This is a genomic window from Alcanivorax profundi, assembly GCF_003597125.1.
GTDB classification, from domain to species: Bacteria; Pseudomonadota; Gammaproteobacteria; order Pseudomonadales; family Alcanivoracaceae; genus Alcanivorax; species Alcanivorax profundi.
Map to the genome: position 1 here is coordinate 543,240 of NZ_QYYA01000001.1, position 15,526 is coordinate 558,765.

Annotated in this window: 17 protein-coding genes; 15 read left to right on the forward strand and 2 right to left on the reverse strand. The window is 58.2% G+C overall.

Annotation, left to right across the window (positions count from 1 at the left end; translation table 11 throughout):
* Nucleotides 1–33 precede the first annotated feature (33 nt).
* Nucleotides 34–630 carry a Maf family protein gene (locus D4A39_RS02565; RefSeq protein ID WP_306461021.1) on the reverse strand — a complete coding sequence of 199 codons (597 nt, stop codon included), beginning with the start codon at nt 628–630 and terminating at the stop codon, nt 34–36.
* Nucleotides 631–850: 220 nt separating this feature from the next.
* Between D4A39_RS02565 and D4A39_RS02570 the strand changes: the two genes are divergently transcribed.
* From D4A39_RS02570 to D4A39_RS02640, 15 genes are all read left to right on the forward strand, one after another.
* Nucleotides 851–1,366 carry a YceD family protein gene (locus tag D4A39_RS02570; RefSeq protein WP_022984167.1) on the forward strand — a complete coding sequence of 172 codons (516 nt, stop codon included), beginning with the start codon at nt 851–853 and terminating at the stop codon, nt 1,364–1,366.
* 33 nt (nt 1,367–1,399) lie between these two features.
* Nucleotides 1,400–1,591, forward strand: coding sequence for a 50S ribosomal protein L32 (rpmF, locus tag D4A39_RS02575; RefSeq protein WP_022984168.1), 192 nt, complete (start codon nt 1,400–1,402; stop codon nt 1,589–1,591).
* Nucleotides 1,592–1,802: 211 nt separating this feature from the next.
* Nucleotides 1,803–2,831 (forward strand): phosphate acyltransferase PlsX, encoded by a 1,029-nt coding sequence (plsX, locus tag D4A39_RS02580; RefSeq protein WP_022984169.1) that lies wholly within the window; start codon nt 1,803–1,805, stop codon nt 2,829–2,831.
* 83 nt (nt 2,832–2,914) lie between these two features.
* Entirely contained in the window at nt 2,915–3,844 is a 930-nt protein-coding gene (gene fabD / locus D4A39_RS02585; RefSeq protein WP_119917441.1) for an ACP S-malonyltransferase, read from the forward strand.
* An 87-nt stretch (nt 3,845–3,931) separates the two neighbouring features.
* Entirely contained in the window at nt 3,932–4,663 is a 732-nt protein-coding gene (gene fabG, locus D4A39_RS02590) for a 3-oxoacyl-ACP reductase FabG (protein WP_102791692.1), read from the forward strand.
* A 195-nt stretch (nt 4,664–4,858) separates the two neighbouring features.
* On the forward strand, nt 4,859–5,092 hold the full coding sequence (gene acpP / locus D4A39_RS02595) for an acyl carrier protein (protein ID WP_022984172.1): 234 nt from the start codon (nt 4,859–4,861) through the stop codon (nt 5,090–5,092).
* Between the two features lie 204 nt (nt 5,093–5,296).
* Nucleotides 5,297–6,535, forward strand: coding sequence for a beta-ketoacyl-ACP synthase II (gene fabF / locus D4A39_RS02600; protein ID WP_031225924.1), 1,239 nt, complete (start codon nt 5,297–5,299; stop codon nt 6,533–6,535).
* On the forward strand, nt 6,535–7,335 hold the full coding sequence (gene pabC, locus D4A39_RS02605; protein WP_119917442.1) for an aminodeoxychorismate lyase: 801 nt from the start codon (nt 6,535–6,537) through the stop codon (nt 7,333–7,335). The genes fabF and pabC overlap by 1 nt, the downstream gene beginning before the upstream one ends.
* Before the next feature lie 74 nt (nt 7,336–7,409).
* A complete protein-coding gene (gene mltG, locus D4A39_RS02610) occupies nt 7,410–8,468 on the forward strand; it encodes an endolytic transglycosylase MltG (RefSeq protein ID WP_119917443.1) in 1,059 nt (352 codons plus the stop codon).
* Nucleotides 8,465–9,091 carry a dTMP kinase gene (tmk, locus tag D4A39_RS02615; protein WP_119917444.1) on the forward strand — a complete coding sequence of 209 codons (627 nt, stop codon included), beginning with the start codon at nt 8,465–8,467 and terminating at the stop codon, nt 9,089–9,091. The genes mltG and tmk overlap by 4 nt, the downstream gene beginning before the upstream one ends.
* On the forward strand, nt 9,082–10,080 hold the full coding sequence (locus tag D4A39_RS02620; RefSeq protein ID WP_022984177.1) for a DNA polymerase III subunit delta': 999 nt from the start codon (nt 9,082–9,084) through the stop codon (nt 10,078–10,080). Before tmk ends, D4A39_RS02620 begins: the two co-directional genes overlap by 10 nt.
* Before the next feature lie 101 nt (nt 10,081–10,181).
* Nucleotides 10,182–10,529 carry a PilZ domain-containing protein gene (locus D4A39_RS02625; RefSeq protein ID WP_022984178.1) on the forward strand — a complete coding sequence of 116 codons (348 nt, stop codon included), beginning with the start codon at nt 10,182–10,184 and terminating at the stop codon, nt 10,527–10,529.
* A gap of 150 nt (nt 10,530–10,679) precedes the next feature.
* Complete coding sequence (locus D4A39_RS02630) at nt 10,680–11,471, forward strand: TatD family hydrolase (RefSeq protein WP_119917445.1); 792 nt, start codon at nt 10,680–10,682, stop codon at nt 11,469–11,471.
* On the forward strand, nt 11,468–12,781 hold the full coding sequence (locus D4A39_RS02635; protein WP_022984180.1) for a DNA recombination protein RmuC: 1,314 nt from the start codon (nt 11,468–11,470) through the stop codon (nt 12,779–12,781). The genes D4A39_RS02630 and D4A39_RS02635 overlap by 4 nt, the downstream gene beginning before the upstream one ends.
* Nucleotides 12,782–13,063: 282 nt before the next feature.
* Nucleotides 13,064–14,707, forward strand: a complete 1,644-nt coding sequence (locus tag D4A39_RS02640; RefSeq protein ID WP_022984181.1) for a S1 family peptidase — start codon at nt 13,064–13,066, stop codon at nt 14,705–14,707.
* On the opposite strand, the gene D4A39_RS02645 is transcribed toward D4A39_RS02640, so the two are convergent.
* Nucleotides 14,672–15,511, reverse strand: coding sequence for a hypothetical protein (locus D4A39_RS02645; protein ID WP_022984182.1), 840 nt, complete (start codon nt 15,509–15,511; stop codon nt 14,672–14,674). The genes D4A39_RS02640 and D4A39_RS02645 overlap by 36 nt on opposite strands.
* Nucleotides 15,512–15,526 lie beyond the last annotated feature (15 nt).

The following is a 15,526-nucleotide window of genomic DNA, read 5'->3' on the forward strand; positions in this document are numbered from 1 at the left end:
ACAGCTCACAGCTCACAGCTCACAGCTCACAGCTCACAGCTCAGGCGGCAGCTGAATTCCTTCCGCCGCCAGAAATTCCGTCAAGGTAATCAAAGGCAACCCGATCAGGCTGTTGGGGTCTCGCCCCTCCAGTGCCTTGAACAGCACAATCCCCAGCCCTTCTGACTTGAAGCTGCCGGCGCAGTTGAGCGGTTGTTCCAGCGCCACATAACGGGTGATCTGCTCGGGTTTCAGGGTACGAAATTGCACATTGAAGGGCTCACAGGCGACCTGGGTGCGCCCGGTGGCGGTATTGAGCAGGCATAACCCGGTTAGAAAGGTTACCCGCTTCCCGCTGGCGGCTGTCAGTTGCTCAACAGCTTTTTCTTCGGTGCCAGGTTTGCCCAGCACCTGCTCGCCCAGGACCGCCACCTGATCCGAACCGATAATCAGGGTGTCCGGGTGTTGCGCGGCCAAAGCGCCGGCTTTTTCTTTCGCCAGCCGCATCACCAGCTCGGTGGGGCTTTCGCCCGGTAGACGACTTTCGTCGATGTCTGGACTTTGGTGAATAAAATCCAGCTGCAGCTTGCCCAGTAGCTCACGGCGGAATGGCGAGGAGGAGGCGAGTAGCAGGGTAGGGATGTCTGTCATGGGGATCTCCACTTCTGGCGGGCACGAGTGTAGTGATTTTCTGCTGCGGGAAGAAGGTTTGCGGCAGGGGATTTGGGGTAAAATCCCCGCTGACGGGCAAAAAATGTGCTTTTTGCTCGCTGACTTTTTCCCGTTTTGGAAAAAGTCTTTTTAGTTCAATTGGTTAGCTTCCGAGATTAACTTTGACAGGCGGGCCTCTCGGCCCTAGAATTGCGCGCTTATGTTTTCAGGGCAACTGCCACAGTTCCTCGATCCCCGCAAATACGCGGACCAGGGTCGCATTGTTGAAGGTCAACTCACCGTTGCGGACCTGCCTCGCCTGCAGGATTACCACGACAGTCTTGACCAGCCGGTGAATCTTTCGCTGGCATTCGGCCGTGATGAAGAGGGGCATCGGCGTATTGAGGGCGAGGTCAGCACGATACTGGTGCTGCCATGTCAGCGCTGCCTGGAGCCGGTGACTTGCGACATCAAGGCCAATATCAATGTGGCACTGGTGTGGAGCGAGGATCAGGCCAAGGCACTGCCGGAGCGACTTGATCCCTGGCTGGTTGGCGAAGAACCCATGGTTCTCACCGACCTGCTCGAGGAAGAACTGTTGCTGGCCATGCCGTTGGTGGCACTGCATGACCCTTGCCCGACAGCTTTGCCGCAAGACAGCGGCAAACCTGAGAAACAGGAAAACGCGGATAATCCTTTTGCCGTGCTGGCCAAGCTTAAAGGTCAAGGCAAGTAAATTCAGGCTGATTCAACGCCCGAGGAGCTCGAAATGGCTGTTCAACAGAACCGTAAAACCCGTTCCAAGCGCGGCATGCGCCGCTCTCACGATGCGCTGACCTCTTCTGCGCTGACTGAAGACACCAACACTGGTGAAGTGCATCGTCGTCACCACATCTCTCCGGATGGCATGTACCGTGGCCGTCAGGTGATTCGTCAGGTTGAGACCGACGACGAAGAATAAGTGGTAGTACAGAACGGGGGCTAAGGCTCCCGTTTTGTTATTGGCCGCAGGTGCCTGTCACGGTGCCCACAAAATCCTCCTTCGGGAGGATTTTTTGTAAGCGGATACAAGCAAGCCTGTTTCCCGGCCGCTTTTTTGTCAGAATGGCGGCCTTGATAACTGGCCGCAAGGCCGGGCTATTTGAACGAATATCTTATAAAGGAAGCAGCCCATGTCGGTTGTGACGTTGGCGGTGGATGCCATGGGGGGCGATCATGGTTTGTCCGTGACTGTTCCCGCCGTGGCGAAAATGCTTTCCCGCCATGCTCATCTCAATATCATCCTGGTGGGGCAGGCTGAGCCGCTGGCTGAAGCGGTGCAAAAGGCGGGATTGTCTGGCCATGTCCGCCTGGAGATCCAGCCTGCTACGGAAGTGGTGGCCATGGATGATCCCGTGGCGGTGGCCTTGCGCCAGAAGAAAGATTCCTCCATGCGGGTCGCCATCAATATGGTCAAGGAAGGACGAGCCCAGGCGGCGGTCAGTGCTGGCAACACCGGCGCTCTGATGGCGGTCAGTCGTTTTGTTCTAAAGACCTTGCCCGGCGTGGACCGCCCGGCGATCTGTACTGCCATTCCTACCGCCACAGGCCATTGCCATATGCTGGATCTGGGCGCCAATGTGGATTCCGAGCCGGAGCATCTGATGCAGTTTGCCTTGATGGGGCAGGCGCTGGTGCGGGCGGTGGATGGCGTCAGCCAGCCCAGCGTCGCATTGCTGAACATTGGCGAGGAAGACATCAAGGGCAACGAGCAGATCAAGGAAGCCGCCGCCCTGTTGAAAGCTGCCCCGGACATGAACTACGTGGGGTTTGTCGAAGGGAACGGCATCTTCGCCGGTGAGGCCGATGTGGTGGTCTGCGATGGTTTCGTGGGTAATGTGTCCCTCAAGACCATGGAAGGCGTGGCCAAGATGATTGGCAACATGATCCGCGAGGAAATTGGCCATTCCTGGTTGCGCAAGCTGAGTGGATTGCTCGCCTTGCCGGTACTCAGCGGCCTCAAAAAACGCATGGACCCGGATCGCTATAACGGGGCCAGCCTGGTAGGGCTGCGCGGTATCGTCGTGAAAAGCCACGGTGGTACCTCCGAGCAGGGGTTTCTCAGTGCGCTGGAGGTGGCTGAAGTGGAAGCACGCCGCAATGTGCCGGCGCTGATCAGCGATGCCCTTGCGCCCGCCGCTACGGCCGGGCAAGACCACTGATTTCATTCATACTTTGTTGCAGCGTGGCCCGGACAGCACCGACGAAACCGGGCATACTGCCGCCGAATTCAAGGGGATAACCAATGTCCAAGACGGCTTTCATCTTTCCCGGTCAGGGCTCCCAGGCACTGGGTATGCTGTCCGATTTCGCGGATCGACCCGCGGTAAAGCAGACGTTTGCGGAAGCGTCCGGTGCGCTGGATCTGGACCTCTGGGCCTTGTGTCAGGATGGCCCGAAAGAAGCGCTGAATCAGACCGAAAATACCCAGCCACTGTTGCTCACGGCAGGTGTTGCCCTGTGGCGGCTGTGGGAGCAGAGCGGTGGGCCGCGCCCGCAGTTTCTGGCTGGCCACAGTTTGGGCGAATACACCGCTTTGAGCTGTGCCGGGGTGATCAATCTGGGCGATGCGGTGCGTCTGGTCCGCACCCGGGGTCAGCTGATGCAGGAAGCGGTGGCGGAAGGCCAGGGCAAGATGGCTGCGGTGCTGGGTCTGGATGATGACCAGGTACGTGCTGCCTGTGAGCAAGCGGCTAACGGCGATGTGGTCGAGGCGGTGAACTTTAACGCCCCCGGTCAGGTGGTGATTGCCGGGTCCGCCGAGGCGGTCGAGCGTGCCATTGCTGTCTGTAAGGAAGCGGGTGCCAAGCGTGCCATGCCGCTGCCGGTTAGTGTGCCGTCGCACTGTGCGCTGATGAAGCCTGCCGCCGAGAAGCTTGCCGAGACCCTGAATAACACCAACTTCCATGCGGCGGAAATGCCGGTGATCAATAACGTGGATGTGGCGGTGGAAACCGATCCTGCACAGATTCGCGATGCCTTGATTCGCCAACTCTATTCGCCGGTGCGCTGGGTGGAAACCGTACAGGCGCTCAAGGAACAGGGTGTGATCCGGGTGTATGAATGTGGTCCGGGCAAGGTGCTTGGCGGCCTGATCAAGCGTATTGATCGTGATGTGGCTTCCTGCGCGCTGGAAACCGCGGATGCCTTCGAGGCGGCGTTGACCGGACAGTAACCCGGCTGTCATGTGTGCCGGGCAGGATTGCCCGGCAGCCTGCGGATGGCACGGACCTCAGACCAATTCAGAACAAGGGGATAAAGGATGACAGACAAGAAAGTGGCCCTGGTCACCGGTGCCAGCCGTGGCATTGGCCGTGCTATTGCCAACCAGCTGATTGCCGATGGTTTCTTTGTGGTAGGCACGGCGACCTCTGAAGGTGGCGCCACGGCAATCGGTGAGGCGCTGGGTGCAAACGGTGCTGGCAAGGTGTTGAACGTGGCCGATAAAGCGTCCGTTGAGAGCACGCTGAAAGCCATCACCGAGGAATTCGGCGCGCCGCTGGTACTGGTGAACAATGCTGGCATCACACGTGACAACATCATGCTTCGCATGAAGGATGATGAGTGGGAAGATGTGATCAATACCAACCTGAATTCCCTCTACCGTGTCAGCAAGGCATGCCTGAAAGGCATGACCAAGGCGCGCTGGGGGCGGATCATCAATATCAGTTCCGTGGTTGGCACCATGGGGAATGCCGGTCAGGCAAACTATGCGGCTGCCAAGGGCGGGGTAGAAGGGTTTACCCGTGCATTGGCCCGTGAGCTGGGTTCCCGTAACATCACGGTAAATTCCGTGGCGCCAGGCTTTATCCAGACGGATATGACCGATGGCCTGGCAGACGCGCAGAAAGAATCCCTGCTGTCCGGCATCCCGCTGGGACGCCTTGGACAGCCGGAAGAAATTGCCAGCGCTGTAGCCTGGTTGGCCAGCGATGGCGGTGGGTATGTGACCGGTACTACCGTGCATGTCAATGGCGGCATGTTTACCGGTTAAGACTCTGGGCCCCGAAGTGGGGCACGCAAGTGTTTCTGTGTAAGCGGTCTAATTGACTGTTTTTACAGAAAAAAATATTTGGAAAAACTTGAAGGAAATGCACCGGGCCTGTTCGCTTGCAAGCGCAAACTGCGTTCACCTAGAATAGCCGCTGACAGGTGCTAGCACACCATCAATCAGGAGAGTTAAAGGATCATGAGCAGCATCGAAGAACGCGTAAACAAAATCATCGTAGAACAACTGGGTGTTAAGCCGGAAGACGTAAAGCCAGAAGCGTCCTTCGTTGAAGATCTGGGTGCCGACTCCCTGGACACCGTTGAGCTGGTTATGGCTCTCGAAGAAGAATTCGAGACCGAGATTCCGGATGAAGAAGCTGAGAAAATCAGCACCGTTCAGTCCGCAGTCGACTACATCAAAGCCCACAGCTGATATTCAGTTGCTGAGCACGACAAAAAAACCGCAGGTTCAGTGAGCTTGCGGTTTTTTTGTGCGCGTCTTTCGGTAGCCAAAGCTGCCGGCGCATTAAGGAGATAACCGCTTACATAATGGCGGCCTGCCAAAGCGACGATTGTAGTAATCTTGTCGCAATGGCAGCGTTTAATGCTCCAAATTTGAAGAACTGGAGGAATTCGGGTGACAACACGGCGAGTTGTAATCACTGGGCTTGGCATGCTGACCCCACTGGGCACGGATGTGGCTTCTACCTGGGATGGTATCAAGGCAGGAAAAAGCGGGATCCGACCCATTGAGCATTTTGATACGGAGCCGTTTTCTACCCGTTTCGCTGGGCTGGTGCCGGAATTTGATATTACTGATTACCTCCCGGCAAAAGATGCCCGCAAGATGGATGTTTTTATCCAGTATGGGTTGGTCGCGGCGATTCAGGCGGTACGTGATGCCGGGCTGGATATGGAAAAGGAAGATGCTGAACGGGTAGGTGCGGCCTTCGGCTCAGGCATTGGCGGCCTGACCAACATCGAAGAAAACCATATCAAAATGCTCAATAGTGGCCCTCGCAAGCTGACACCGTTCTTCGTGCCAGGAACCATCATCAACATGATTGCGGGTAATCTGGCCATCATGTACGGCATGAAAGGTCCGAACTTTGCCACCGTGACAGCCTGTACGACTGGTACCCACAATATCGGATTTGCTGCCCAGCAAATTCAGCTGAACCAGGCCGACGTGATGGTGGCCGGTGGGGCGGAGAAAGGCTCAACTCCTTTGGGGCTTGGAGGTTTTGCAGCGGCTCGGGCGCTGTCTACCCGTAACGATGATCCACAAGCCGCTAGCCGTCCCTGGGACAAGGACCGTGATGGCTTTGTGCTCGCGGATGGCGCGGGTGCTGTTGTGCTGGAGGAATATGAGCACGCCAAGGCCCGTGGAGCGACCATTTATGCTGAGCTGGTGGGGTATGGCATGAGCGATGATGCCTACCACATCACCGCGCCAGCTGAAGGGGGCGCGGGTGCCATGCAGGCCATGCGTAATGCGCTTCGCAATGCCGGTATCAGCCCTGATCAGGTGGATTATATCAATGCCCACGGCACTTCCACGCAGATGGGCGATCTGGCTGAAGTGGCGGCCATCAAGACCCTGTTCGGAGATCATGCCTATAAGCTGGCGGTAAGTTCTACCAAATCCATGGTCGGCCACCTGCTGGGCGCCGCTGGTGCCATTGAGGCGATCTTCTCCATTTTGGCGATGCGCGACTCTGTGGCACCGCCTACCATCAACCTGCAGAATCCGGACGAAGGCTGCGATCTCAACCTGGTCGCCAATGAAGCGCAGCAGCGCAACATCGACTATGCCATGTCCAATTCCTTCGGTTTTGGTGGCACCAACGGCACCCTGCTGTTCAAGAAGGTGTAATGCGCCTGGACCCGCGTGATCGTGGCCTTGCCTATGGCGATGGGGTTTTCGAAACCCTGCGCATAACGGCGGCCGGTGAGGCCCCGTTATGGCCTCGCCATCTGGCCCGCCTGCAGGCGGGTTTGCAGGCCCTGGGCATTCCGGCCCCGGCCCCGAGCTGTCTACAGGGCGCCCTGGCGTCCGCGATCGGAGCGCTGGCAGGGCGCCAGGGGGTGGTCAAGATGACGGTCACTCGCGGTGTGGGTGGGCGGGGTTACCTGCCGCCATCGCGCGTTACCCCGACCCTCTTTGTGCAACACGGTGACCTTCCGCAGTGGTCCCGGGTCCAGCGAGAGCAGGGCATTGAGCTTGGCGTGTGCCAGACGGTTCTTCATCCTGATCTGCTGGCAGGCTACAAGCACCTTAACCGCCTGCCCCAGGTGCAGGCGCGCCGGGAGGTCGCCCGGTACGGGTGGGATGAAGGCTTGTTGTTATCCCCGCGTCAGCAACCGCTGGAAGCCACCAGCATGAATCTGTTTGTCCGTTTTGAGGATCACTGGTGGACACCGGATCTGGCGAGGGCCGGTGCGGGGGTCGCCGGGGTCATGCGGGATGTGCTCCAGGAAAAACTGGTCGCCCAGGGCATGCAAGTCTGCTCTGATCTGCGGCCGCTGTCACAGCTCCGTCACGCTGAAGCGTTGTTTTTGTGCAACAGTGTTGTCGGCGTGCTGCCGGTGCGTAAACTGGCGCAGTGGCACTGGCCGGTGACGGCCGAGCTGGCCGCATTACAGGCGCAGGCGGAACAACTTTTCCATCAATAACTCCCGTGGTGCGCCTTTCAGTCAGCCAATACAATCTTGCTGGCTTTCCTTCTCACAGGCCCTACAATTTCGCTATGCGTAAAAAAATTCGAATTTTCGGACTACTGGTAGTCCTGCTGGTAGTCGCTGTTCCTCTGGCCGGGGCCTGGGTCAGCAGTTATCTCCATCGCCCTCTGCCTGTTGACGAGCCCCGTGTGGTAGGCGTTGAGCCCGGTGAGGGGCTCAGCAGTGTGCTCTGGAAGCTGAAAGGCGAGGGGATTCTTGGTGCTGCTCAGGAGGCTGAGTTTCGTCGTCTTGGCGCCCGTCTGTATAGCAGCTTTACCGGCATGGACTCGCGTTTGCACGTGGGGGAGTACCAGTTGAATCCTGGCGATTCGTTGCTGGCCCTGCTCGAAAAAATGGATCGTGGTGAAGTCATGCAGCGAAGCCTGACGTTGGTTGAGGGCTGGAATTTTCGTGAGCTGCGTGCCCGTCTTGAGACGGAAGATACCCTGACACAAACCCTTGAGGGATTATCGGATCAGGAGGTGATGGCGCGGTTGGGTTATCCGGATCGCCATCCGGAAGGCTGGTTTGCGCCGGAAACCTATTTCTATACCCGTGGTACCTCAGACCTGACCGTGCTCAAGCGGGCTCTGGAGCGTCAGGAAGCTGTACTTGAACAAGCCTGGCTGGAGCGAGAGGAAGGGCTGCCTTACGAGACGGCCTATGACGCTCTGGTGATGGCCTCCATCGTGGAAAAGGAAACCGGCGTGCCCAGCGAGCGGGCCGAAATTGCTGGGGTATTTGTGAACCGTCTGCGCAAGGGCATGCGACTGCAAACGGATCCCACGGTGATCTACGGCATGGGTGAGTCCTATCAGGGCAATATCCGTCGCAGTGACCTTCGTCGACCGACGCCCTACAACACCTATGTGATCAAGGGTATGCCGCCCACGCCCATTGCCATGCCAGGCAAGGACGCGATTGTGGCTGCCTTGCACCCGGCGAAAACCGAATCTCTCTACTTTGTTGCCCGTGGCGATGGCAGTCACTACTTTTCCAAAACCCTGGCTCAGCACCAGAAAGCGGTGCGTGATTACCAGCTGCGTCGTCGTGAAGGCTATCGCTCGTCCCCGGGAGCGTCACAATGAGTGGACGCTTTATCACCCTGGAAGGCGGTGAGGGAGCCGGCAAGAGCAGCAACCTTGAATGGTTGGCCGAGCAATTGCGTGCGTCGGGCAAAACGGTGATGTTGACCCGCGAACCCGGTGGGACACCGCTGGCGGAATCCATTCGCCATGTCTTGCTGAACCCCTCGGATGAGCCCATGGCAGCACATACCGAGCTGCTATTGGTCTTTGCTGCCAGGGCCCAACACCTGGCGGAAAAGATTCGCCCGGCTCTTGAGCGTGGCGACTGGGTATTGTGCGACCGGTTTGTGGATGCTACCTGGGCTTATCAGGGCGCAGGTCGCGGTCTGGATGCTGAGGCCATTGCCCAGCTGGAAACGCTGGTGATTGGCGAAAGCCGTCCGGACATGACGATCCTGTTCGATGTGCCAGTGGAGGTGGGTATGAGCCGGGCAGGCAAACGCGCTGCCCTGGACCGTATCGAGCAGGAGGATGTGGCCTTTTTCGAACGAATTCGCATGCATTACCTGCAACGGGCCAGCCACGAGCCGGGGCGCTTTCGGGTGCTGGATGCGGCTCAGCCGCTGGAACAGGTGCGCGAACAACTCAATCCTCTGCTTGAGGAGATGCTGGCATGGCCGTAACCGCTCCGATTCAGGTTCCCTGCCCCTGGCACCAGGGAGAGATGGAGCGGCTGCTCGATCAGCATCAGCAAGGACGCTTGCCCCATGCCCTGTTATTGAGCGGCCCTCGTGGCATAGGCAAGGTGCGGTTGGCGGAATCACTGGCCCAGACGCTGCTGTGCGACAACCCTGCCGGGTTGCCCTGTGGGCGTTGCCAGGGCTGTCAACTCAGTACCGCCGGGACGCACCCCGATTACCACCGTCTCAGCCCGGAAGACGGCAGCAAGGCCATCAAGATTGATCAGGTACGCCAGCTGGTGAGTTTTGCGACCCGAACGGCGCAATACGGCGGTTACCGGGTGGCCATCATCCAGCCAGCGGAAGCGCTTAATCGCAATGCGCAGAATGCCTTGCTGAAGACCCTGGAAGAGCCCGGTAACCAGACCTTGCTGCTGCTGGTCAGCCACCAACCCAGCTTGTTGTTGCCTACCATCCGCAGCCGTTGCCAACAGCGGCCGCTGGCGGTGCCAGCCACTGGCCAGGCACTGGAGTGGTTGCAGGGGCAGGTCAGTGAGCCGGAATCGTTGCTGGATGCTGCGCAAGGGGCCCCCCTGCAGGCGCTGGCGCTGGAGCAAGCTGACTGGTTTGCCGATCGCCGCAAGTTGTTGGAAGCGCTGGTCATGGTGGCAGAGGGGCGGCAGTCGCCCGCGCAGGCTTCGCCAGTGCTGGCAAAGCATGACCCGGTAGAATTGGCAGGGGTGATTTACGGTTGGCTGGCCCGAGGCCTGAAATCCGTCGTGGCTGACGATAACAGTGCGGATGCGGAGCTGGCACCGTTGCTGAAGCGCCTGGCGACGGCGGTGCCTGCGGCACGCCTGATGCGCGCCGCCCAGCGGGTGCTGGAAGGTCGCCGTGCCTTGCTGGCCGGGGCCAACCCCAACAAGGATTTGCTCTACGAGCAATGGCTGCTGGTACTGGTGGGCGTTGACGCTGCCCCGGCTGGCCACTAATCTTGATTGAAAATTAATAATAAAGTCGTACGGACGGGCCCTTTACCCCAGAGTGGCAAGAGTGGCGTTAGACGGATGACCAGAGCAAAGAGGCGGTTCCCATGAAAATGCCTGGCGGGCGCAGCGGCATTGTGTCGCTTTCCATCAAGGACAAGGCGGTGCTGTATTCGGCCTATATGCCGTTCATTACCCATGGTGGCTTGTTTATTCCCACCGACAAGCAATACAAGCTGGGCGAAGAGATTTTCCTGTTGCTGAATATCATGGATGAGCCGGACAAGATCCCGGTGGCCGGTAAGGTCGTCTGGATTACTCCCAAGGGGGCTCAGGGCAACCGTAGTGCCGGGATTGGGGTGCAGTTCTCGGATCAGGATGACACTGCCCGGGTCACTATTGAGAACCATTTGGCCGGCTCGCTGGAATCCGACCGGCCCACCCATACCATGTAACGCAACACGCAATACGAAAAACCACGGCAGGCCGCGTCCAGGGTTGGAACGCGGCCTTGTTGTTTCCGGGGGATCAATCCAGGCCTGGAGCGTGAAGCATGGCGGTGATCTACGCTACAATTCCGGGCCTTAATCGTGCCGGAGCTGTTCATGCCTGCTGCCACTTTTGTGGATTCCCATTGTCACCTTGATCGACTGAATCTGGATGCCCACGGCGGTGACTTTTCCGCCATGATGACCGCGACGGAAGAGGCCGGGGTCAGCCATATGCTCTGCATCGGGGTAGACCTGGAAAGTTTTCCTGATGTGCAGGCATTGGCGGACCGCTATCCCCATGTGTTTGCCAGTGTCGGCGTGCACCCTTTGTACAAGGAGTCCCGTGAGCCTTCTGCTGAAGAGCTGGTCGAGCGGGCGTCACACCCGAAAGTGGTGGCCATTGGGGAAACGGGGCTCGATTACTTTTACGCCAAGGAAGAGCGTGACTGGCAGCGCCGCTACTTCATTGCCCATATCGAGGCGGCACGCGAAACCGGCTTGCCTCTGGTCATCCATACCCGGGGGGCCAAGGACGACACGCTGGCGTTGCTCCGCGAGCACGGGCAAGGTGAAGTGAAAGGGGTCTTGCACTGTTTCACCGAAGACCTGGACATGGCCCTGCAGGCCATCGAGATGGGGTTCTACGTCTCTATTTCAGGCATTGTCACCTTCCGTAATGCCGAGTCCTTGAGGGATACAGTGAAAGCGCTACCGATCGAGCGCCTGTTGATCGAAACCGATTCGCCGTGGCTGGCGCCGGTACCGTTTCGTGGCAAGCCCAACGAACCCCGTTTTGTTGCTCAGGTGGCGGAGTGTGTGGCGGAGCTTAAAGGGGTCCCGGTGGATGAGTTGGCTCGGGTGACGGCAGATAACTTCTTTACTCTTTTCAGCAAGGCGCAACGATGAATACCACGGTAATGATTGCTCTGGCATCGGCATTGGTCGCAGCCCTGATAGCGGCTTTGTTGGTCTGGTTGCTGGAGCGCCGGCGGCAGTCACAGTTGAGCCTGCAATTCCAGCAGGAAAAGGAGCAGCTGCGTGAGCCGTTGGCTCAGGTGCCCCTGTTGCGAGAGCAGATAGAGATCACCAACAAGCGGCTGCAGGACAGTGAAAGCCGGGCTCAGCAGCTGGCTGCAGAGAAAGCCCGTCTGGAAGAGCGGCTGGCCGGGCAGGAAGAAAAACTTGTGTTCGCGGAGAAAAGCAGAGAGCTGCTCAAGCAGGAATTTGAAAACCTGTCCGCGCGGATTTTTGAACAACGCAGCAAGCAGCTTCACGAACAGCAACAACAGGGCCTGGACGGTCTGCTCAAGCCCTTTCGTGAGCAACTCACGGACTTTCGCCGTCGGGTCGACCAGATTCACAGTGATGAGACGCGCACCCAGGCGACCTTGCTGGAACAGCTCAATCAGCTCAAGGGGCTGAACCAACAGATGCACGAGGATGCCCGCAACCTGACCGATGCCCTGAAAGGGCAGGTGAAGACCCAGGGCAACTGGGGCGAGATGATTCTCGAACGGGTGCTGGAGTCGTCAGGCCTGACGCGGGGCCGGGAATATGAAACCCAGGTGAGCCTCAAGGATGAGAGCGGTCAACGTCGCTTGCCGGATGCCATCGTACACTTGCCGGAAGACAAGGATGTGGTGATTGATGCGAAGGTATCTCTGGTGGCCTACGAACGGTTGGCGTCAGCCGCGGATGCCGAGGAGCGGGAGCAGGCGTTGCGTGAGCATCTGGCGTCCCTGCGCAGCCATATCAAGGGGCTTGATGCCAAGGACTACAGTGGTCTGGAAGGTATCCGCAGCCTGGACTTCGTACTGCTGTTCATCCCCATTGAGGGAGCCTTCATGGTGGCCATGGAGCAGGATGCCAGCCTGTACACCGATGCCTTCGCACGCAATATCGTGTTGGTGAGCCCGACCACACTGCTGGTTACCCTGCGCACGATTCAGAATATCTGGCGGTATGAATACCAGAACCGTAATGCACTGGATATTGCCGACCGGGCCGGCAAGATCTGTGACCAGGTCTCGTTGCTGGATGAGTCCCTGGGCGACCTGGGCGACAAGCTCAACAAGGCGCATTCTGCCTGGGAGACCACCCATAATCGTCTCACTCAAGGAAGGGGGAACCTGTTACGTCAGGCCAACCAATTGATGGATCTGGGGGCCAAGGCGCGCCGTGCGTTACCGCGTGTAACTGACGATGATTCAGAATGACTGACGGGTCTGTCTGACAAAGTAAGCGATACAATGTAAAAATCACAGCAATATGCAGTTGATTTTAGATTAACTTTTTTCAGTAAAAAACACTTCCAGATGACGCTATTTGCGCTAAATAGCGTCGAAAAACCATATAAAGTGACCATTAATGATGGTCGCGCCGCAAGTCTATCTGGTACCTTTGTGCCACCATTATAATATCAGAACTGGGTCACACGATTTTCTTAAAAACCTTGGTTAAGATTCGTCGCGTTACGAATTTTTTCTGAGGGTAATGAAATGTATCGTTTGATGTTGATTCTGTTGCTGGCAATGGGTCTGAGTCAGACGGTTACGGCGTTGGAAGCTCAACCCCGGGTGGTCGGGGGACAGGATGTAAACACAATCAGGCCGTGGATGGCCGAAGTGGAAATCAGTCGTTCCGGAGATTCTTCCCGGGGGGCCACGCTATGCGGGGGTACCTTGATTGCTCCCCAATGGGTTGTCACTGCGGCGCATTGTGTCAGTAACGACAACGGTATCCTGGCGGCCCCCATTCTGTTTGTCTCCTTGGGTGCAATCAATCGTTCGGTGCGGGCGCCGGAAGTGCATGCCATTGCGGCAGTGAAGGTGCATCCTCACTACAATCCCGGCAATTTCCATAACGATATCGCCTTGCTCAAGCTGGCTTCGGCGAGCCAGTACACCCCTCTGGACCTGGCCAAGCCGTCTGTGGTGTCCGCGCTGAGTCAGGGCACGTCGGATGAGGCGCTGGAAGCGTTGGGATGGGGTTCCACATTGCAGAGTGGTTACGGCATGTCAGAAACGCTGCAGAGCGTTACGCTGGACTATGTCAGCAGCAATTACTGTGCGAGCCAGTGGAGTAACCTCAGCAATCGCCAGATCTGCGCGGGGGAAATGAATCCCAGGGGGGAGGTTCAGGATAGTTGCCGCGGGGATAGTGGCGGGCCACTGATCTATGACAATGGGGACAAAATGTGGCTAGTGGGAATTACCAGTTATGGTCACGAAACCTGTGCGACGAATGGCGTGCCGGCTGTTTACACTCGTGTAGACAGCTATCTTGAATGGCTGGAAGGCACGACCAGTGGTGCATTGGTAGATCTGGAGGCACGGGGGCTTGCCGATGAGGCCTACCAGCCTGTTGGCCAGAGTCTGTCGCTGTTTCCTTCATTGCATAACGTGAGTCAGCAGACCAGAGCCAGCAATGTCGGCTTGCGGATTGAGCATGGCGATGGTTTGCAGGTGTCAGTTGCCGGTCTTAATTGTACCTCGCGTGATGAATACACAGAATGCCGCAGTGCCAGTTCTCTTAGCGCAGGTGCACAGGGCGGTCAGTATAGCGTCAGCCTTAATTCCAACCAGCGCTGGGCTGGAGAAGTAACGGTGCGGCCGATCAGTGATTCGCACGATTATTTTAACCTTGGCAGCGAAACCTTTCAGGTGGTGTTCAGTGACGAGCCGGATATTGTTCTGTCTCTCTCCACGCACCGTGGAGAAGATGGTCTGGTGAGGGTAAATGCCCAAGTGAAAAACCAGGCAAGTCATGTAGCGGCCTCCCGGGTTCGCGTCGGTTTCAGCATTCCGTCCGGCTGGAGCGCACTGTTACCAGAGGGCTGTTATGGCAGTGTTTCGGTGCAATGCGGCCTTGGGGATGTGGCTCCCGGATCACTGGCGTCCCGGCAAATTCTGCTGGACGGTCAGGGTGACACCGCGATGAAAGTGCAAGTCTGGACGGATAACGGTGATTATCCCGGCGGCGATACTGTTGCCTCCACGCGTCCTGCACAGGCTCGTGCGGCGGACAGTGAGCAGGCTGCAGGCGCTTCTAATGGGGGCGGTGATAGTGGCGGTGGTGGCAGTGTGTCCTGGTTATGGCTGACCACGTTACTTTTGGTTGCCGTTCGCCGGTTCCACCAGTGACAGGTGACGCTGGCGTTCCGGCGCCAGTGCTCCCTGATTGCCCTTCCAGGGTACCGCATCTACCCCTTTTGGAATTTCCGTCAGCTGGAAGGGAGCCTTAATGATTTCGAAGTAGGGCGAGTGATCGAAGTCGGCCGCGGTGACGGCTCTGGGCTGTAGCCGAAGCAGGCGAGCGCCGCTGCCATCTTCCTTGACCAGTGGCATGACCGGAAACTGGACGAAGCTGAAGGCATCGGCGACCACGGTGCCGCTTAGTGCCTTGATCAGTTCCCCGGCCCAGCGCCTGTAGATGCGGGTACGCCACAACAGCGGTAGCCAACGCCACGGCATCATGCCGAGCAGGCCCAGGGCGCCCCAGGACTGCCCGCCACCAGCCCCGATACGGCTGATCGCATACCGCATGACGTCTTGGGCTTCGCTGTCGCTAAGCCCCTGGGCCCGACAAACACGCATTTGTCGCCCTTCGAGGGCTGACAGGGGTTCCACGATCAGGCCCCGTTCCAGGCGGGCATCGATTACCAGTTGGGTGTCCGGTTCGCAGGGGGTGTAGTCGGCGAGCAGGGCGCGAAGGGCCGGGTCGGCCACATCATGAAGTCGGCCCACGTAAAGTACGGCACGGGCGTAACGGCTATCGCCGATCACCTTGAGGGTGCGGTCTACCGTGCTGTGGCCAGAGACCAGCAGCACATCGCAGGGGCGAATTACCGAGCGCAGGCTTTCCAGATCTGCACTGGGGTGGCCCAAGGACTCGTCCCGTTGCAGACGGCGGCAAATCCATTCGTAGACCGCGCGCTGTCGACTCATTCTCTATCCCACCCA

Bases quoted from the DNA above. Each gene is read 5' to 3' on its own strand.
- D4A39_RS02565 (WP_306461021.1), bottom strand. From the start codon at position 630: ATGACAGACATCCCTACCCTGCTACTCGCCTCCTCCTCGCCATTCCGC.
- D4A39_RS02570 (WP_022984167.1), top strand. From the start codon at position 851: ATGTTTTCAGGGCAACTGCCACAGTTCCTCGATCCCCGCAAATACGCG.
- rpmF (WP_022984168.1), top strand. From the start codon at position 1,400: ATGGCTGTTCAACAGAACCGTAAAACCCGTTCCAAGCGCGGCATGCGC.
- plsX (WP_022984169.1), top strand. From the start codon at position 1,803: ATGTCGGTTGTGACGTTGGCGGTGGATGCCATGGGGGGCGATCATGGT.
- fabD (WP_119917441.1), top strand. From the start codon at position 2,915: ATGTCCAAGACGGCTTTCATCTTTCCCGGTCAGGGCTCCCAGGCACTG.
- fabG (WP_102791692.1), top strand. From the start codon at position 3,932: ATGACAGACAAGAAAGTGGCCCTGGTCACCGGTGCCAGCCGTGGCATT.
- acpP (WP_022984172.1), top strand. From the start codon at position 4,859: ATGAGCAGCATCGAAGAACGCGTAAACAAAATCATCGTAGAACAACTG.
- pabC (WP_119917442.1), top strand. From the start codon at position 6,535: ATGCGCCTGGACCCGCGTGATCGTGGCCTTGCCTATGGCGATGGGGTT.
- mltG (WP_119917443.1), top strand. From the start codon at position 7,410: ATGCGTAAAAAAATTCGAATTTTCGGACTACTGGTAGTCCTGCTGGTA.
- tmk (WP_119917444.1), top strand. From the start codon at position 8,465: ATGAGTGGACGCTTTATCACCCTGGAAGGCGGTGAGGGAGCCGGCAAG.
- D4A39_RS02620 (WP_022984177.1), top strand. From the start codon at position 9,082: ATGGCCGTAACCGCTCCGATTCAGGTTCCCTGCCCCTGGCACCAGGGA.
- D4A39_RS02625 (WP_022984178.1), top strand. From the start codon at position 10,182: ATGAAAATGCCTGGCGGGCGCAGCGGCATTGTGTCGCTTTCCATCAAG.
- D4A39_RS02630 (WP_119917445.1), top strand. From the start codon at position 10,680: ATGCCTGCTGCCACTTTTGTGGATTCCCATTGTCACCTTGATCGACTG.
- D4A39_RS02635 (WP_022984180.1), top strand. From the start codon at position 11,468: ATGAATACCACGGTAATGATTGCTCTGGCATCGGCATTGGTCGCAGCC.
- D4A39_RS02640 (WP_022984181.1), top strand. From the start codon at position 13,064: ATGTATCGTTTGATGTTGATTCTGTTGCTGGCAATGGGTCTGAGTCAG.
- D4A39_RS02645 (WP_022984182.1), bottom strand. From the start codon at position 15,511: ATGAGTCGACAGCGCGCGGTCTACGAATGGATTTGCCGCCGTCTGCAA.